2 protein-coding genes are annotated in these 3,091 nt (G+C 74.1%); both read left to right on the top strand.

All coding sequences use genetic code 11. The features are described from left to right. Window positions 1-170 precede the first annotated feature (170 nt). A complete protein-coding gene (locus tag ABZ914_RS49305) occupies window positions 171-1,658 on the top strand; it encodes an amino acid permease (RefSeq protein ID WP_500201507.1) in 1,488 nt (495 codons plus the stop codon). Further along, window positions 1,655-3,055: an aldehyde dehydrogenase (NADP(+)) gene (locus ABZ914_RS49310; RefSeq protein WP_387019227.1), complete on the top strand. Its 1,401-nt coding sequence runs from the start codon at window positions 1,655-1,657 to the stop codon at window positions 3,053-3,055. Before ABZ914_RS49305 ends, ABZ914_RS49310 begins: the two co-directional genes overlap by 4 nt. Window positions 3,056-3,091: the final 36 nt, after the last annotated feature.

Raw genomic sequence — 3,091 nt, forward strand, 5'->3', positions numbered from 1 at the left:
GATCCCGCCCCGGGGGGATTCGACATCTCCCCCTACGGGCGTGCCCCGGGGGGGGGCGGCGCCCCCGGGCGGGGATCGGCCGGGCGCCCGGCCCCCCCGCCCCGCCCGCCGCACCACCCACCCCTTGGTAACCCCTGACCCATCCGGGAGGGACCGTCATGTCCCAAGCCATGCCGAAAACGCCGCCCTCGGCCGATCCGGCCGCACGCGGGCTGTTCACCCGAGCGGGAATCTTCCGCCTGAAGCCGGTCGACTCGTCGGAGGAGGAGACCGCCGGCGGCCTGCGCCGCACCATGGGCCTGTGGCAGCTCGTCGCGCTCAGCCTCGGTGGCCTCGTCGGCGCCGGCGTGTTCTCGCTCGCCGGCGTCGTCGCGCACGACGACGCCGGCCCCGGCGTGATGATCTCGTTCCTCATCGCGATCGTCGCCAGCAGCGCCGCCGCCCTCTGCTACGCCGAGTTCGCCGGGCTCATCCCGAAGGCCGGCTCCGCCTACACCTACTCCTACGCCGCGCTCGGCGAGGCGATCGGCTGGGCAATCGGCTGGGACCTGCTGCTGGAGTACACCGCGATCGTCGCGGTCGTCGCCATCGCCATCTCCGGCTACCTGTCGTACATCCTCGACCAGGTCGGCCTCGACATCCCGCACTGGGCGCTCGGCGCGCCGGGCACCGGCTCCGGCCACAAGGTCGACCTGTTCGCCGCGCTGCTGTGCCTGCTGCTGGCGTTCGTGCTGTCGCGCGGGACGAAGGAGTCGGCGCGGTTCGAGACGATCCTCGTCGTCGTGAAGCTCGGCATCGTCGCCCTGGTCGTGATCGCGGGAGCGTTCCACATCTCCGGCGGCAACTTCAGCCCGTTCCTGCCCTTCGGCATCGGCGGCGCGATCTCCGGCGCCGCCACCACGTTCTTCGCCGTCTACGGCTACGACGCGATGAGCGCCGCGGCCGAGGAGAGCGCCGAGGCCAAGAAGGTGCTGCCGAAGGCGATCGTCATCTCGCTCGCCATCGCGGCCGTCATCTACCTGCTCGTCTGCATCGTGCTGCTGGGCATGCAGGACTACCGGCACATCGACGTCAAGAGCCCGTTCTCCAGCGCGCTCGCCTCCGTCGGCCTCGCCGGCCTCGGCACGGTCGTCGCGGTCGGCGCCGTCATCGGCATCACCACCTCCGCGCTGGCGAACATGCTCGCCGTGACCCGCGTCTGGTTCTCGATGAGCCGGGACGGGCTGCTGCCCGCCTACTTCGCCCGGAACCACCCGAGGCGGCAGGTCCCCGACCGCGTCATCTGGCTCGTCGGGATCGGCTCGGCGGTCATCGCCGGGTTCCTGCCGATCAAGGAGGCCGCCGACCTCACCAACATCGGCATCCTGATGGCGTTCATCGTGGTCGCCGTCGCGGTCATGGTGATGCGCCGGACCCGGCCGGACCTGCCGCGCTCGTTCCGCACCCCCTGGGTGCCGCTGGTGCCGCTGGTCGGCATCGGCTTCTCGATCTGGCTGATCGCCAACCTCGACTGGGTCACCTGGGTCCGGTTCGTGGTCTGGATGCTGCTCGGCCTGATCGTCTACGCGTTCTACGGGTACCGGAACTCGGTGGAGAATCGGGGTTCGGGGACCGTCCGCACCACCCCGCACGCCGGGGACGAAGGGAGCACCTCATGACACCGGACCAGGCCGTCGCCGCCGCCGTGTCCGCCGCGGCCGGATGGGCCGCGGCCCCTCCCCAGGAGCGCGCCGAGGGCCTGACCGCGATCGCGGACGCCCTGGAGGCCGCCCGCGCCGAGCTGGTCGCCCTCGCCGACGAGGAGAGCCACCTGGGCGAGACCCGGCTGAACGGCGAGCTCACCCGCACCACGTTCCAGCTGAGGCTGTTCGCCGACCAGGTGCGGGAGGGCGCGTTCTACGACGCCCGCATCGACCGCCCCGACCCGCAGTGGCCGAGCGGGCCCCGGCCCGACCTGCGCCGCTACCGGACGGCGCTCGGCCCGGTGCTGGTGTTCGCGGCGAGCAACTTCCCGTTCGCGTTCAGCGTCGCGGGCGGCGACACCGCCTCCGCGCTCGCCGCCGGCTGCCCCGTCGTCCTCAAGGCGCACCCCGGCCACCCCCGGCTGTCCCGCCGCACCGCCGAGATCATCGCCGGCGCCGGGCTGCCGGACGGGGTGTTCGGCCTGATCGAGGGGGAGGCGGAGGGCGTCGAGGCGCTGCGGCACCCCGGCATCGCCGCCGCCGCGTTCACCGGCTCGGAGAAGGGCGGCCTCGCCCTCGCGAAGATCGCGGCGGAGCGGCCGACCCCGATCCCGTTCTTCGGCGAGCTCGGCAGCGTCAACCCGACCGTGGTGACCCCGCGCGCCGCCGAGACGCGGCCCGACGAGATCGCGCAGGGCTACGCCGCGTCCCTCACCCTGGGCGCCGGGCAGTTCTGCACCAACCCGGGCCTGCTGTTCGCGCCCGAGGCGCTGGTGGACGAGATCGCCGAGCGGCTGCGCGGCGTCGCCGCCGCGCCGATGCTGAACGACCGCATCGAGGCCGGCTTCCTGTCGGTCTCCGACGCGCTCGGCGGCCGCCCCGGCGTCCGCCGCGTCGTGTGGCCGGAGGACGGGGCGTCCACCGCGCCGCGCCTGCTGACCATGGACCTCGCGGCGTTCCGCGCCGACGCCGACGCCGCCGGGCAGGAGTGCTTCGGCCCGCTCGGCCTCGTCGTCACCTACGACGACCTCGCCGACGTCGCGGACGCCGTCGCCGCGCTGCCCGGCCAGCTCACCACGTCGCTGCACGCCGAGCAGGACGAGACCGGCGACCTCGCCGCGCTCACCGGCGTGCTCGCGGACCGCAGCGGGCGCGTGCTGTGGAACCAGTGGCCCACCGGCGTCGCCGTCAGCTACGCGATGGAGCACGGCGGGCCGTACCCGGCCACGACCGCGCCCGCCACCACGTCGGTCGGCACGGCCGCGATCGAGCGGTTCCTGCGGCCCGTGGCCTTCCAGGGCTGGCCGCAGGAGCTGCTGCCGCCGCCGCTGCGCGACGACAACCCGTGGAAGGTCCCGCAGACCGTCCACTGAGCGGAGCCGCCGGAGCGCCGGTCCCGGGCCGGGGCC

This window comes from Spirillospora sp. NPDC046719 (genome assembly GCF_040645715.1).
GTDB lineage: Bacteria > Actinomycetota > Actinomycetes > Streptosporangiales > Streptosporangiaceae > Spirillospora.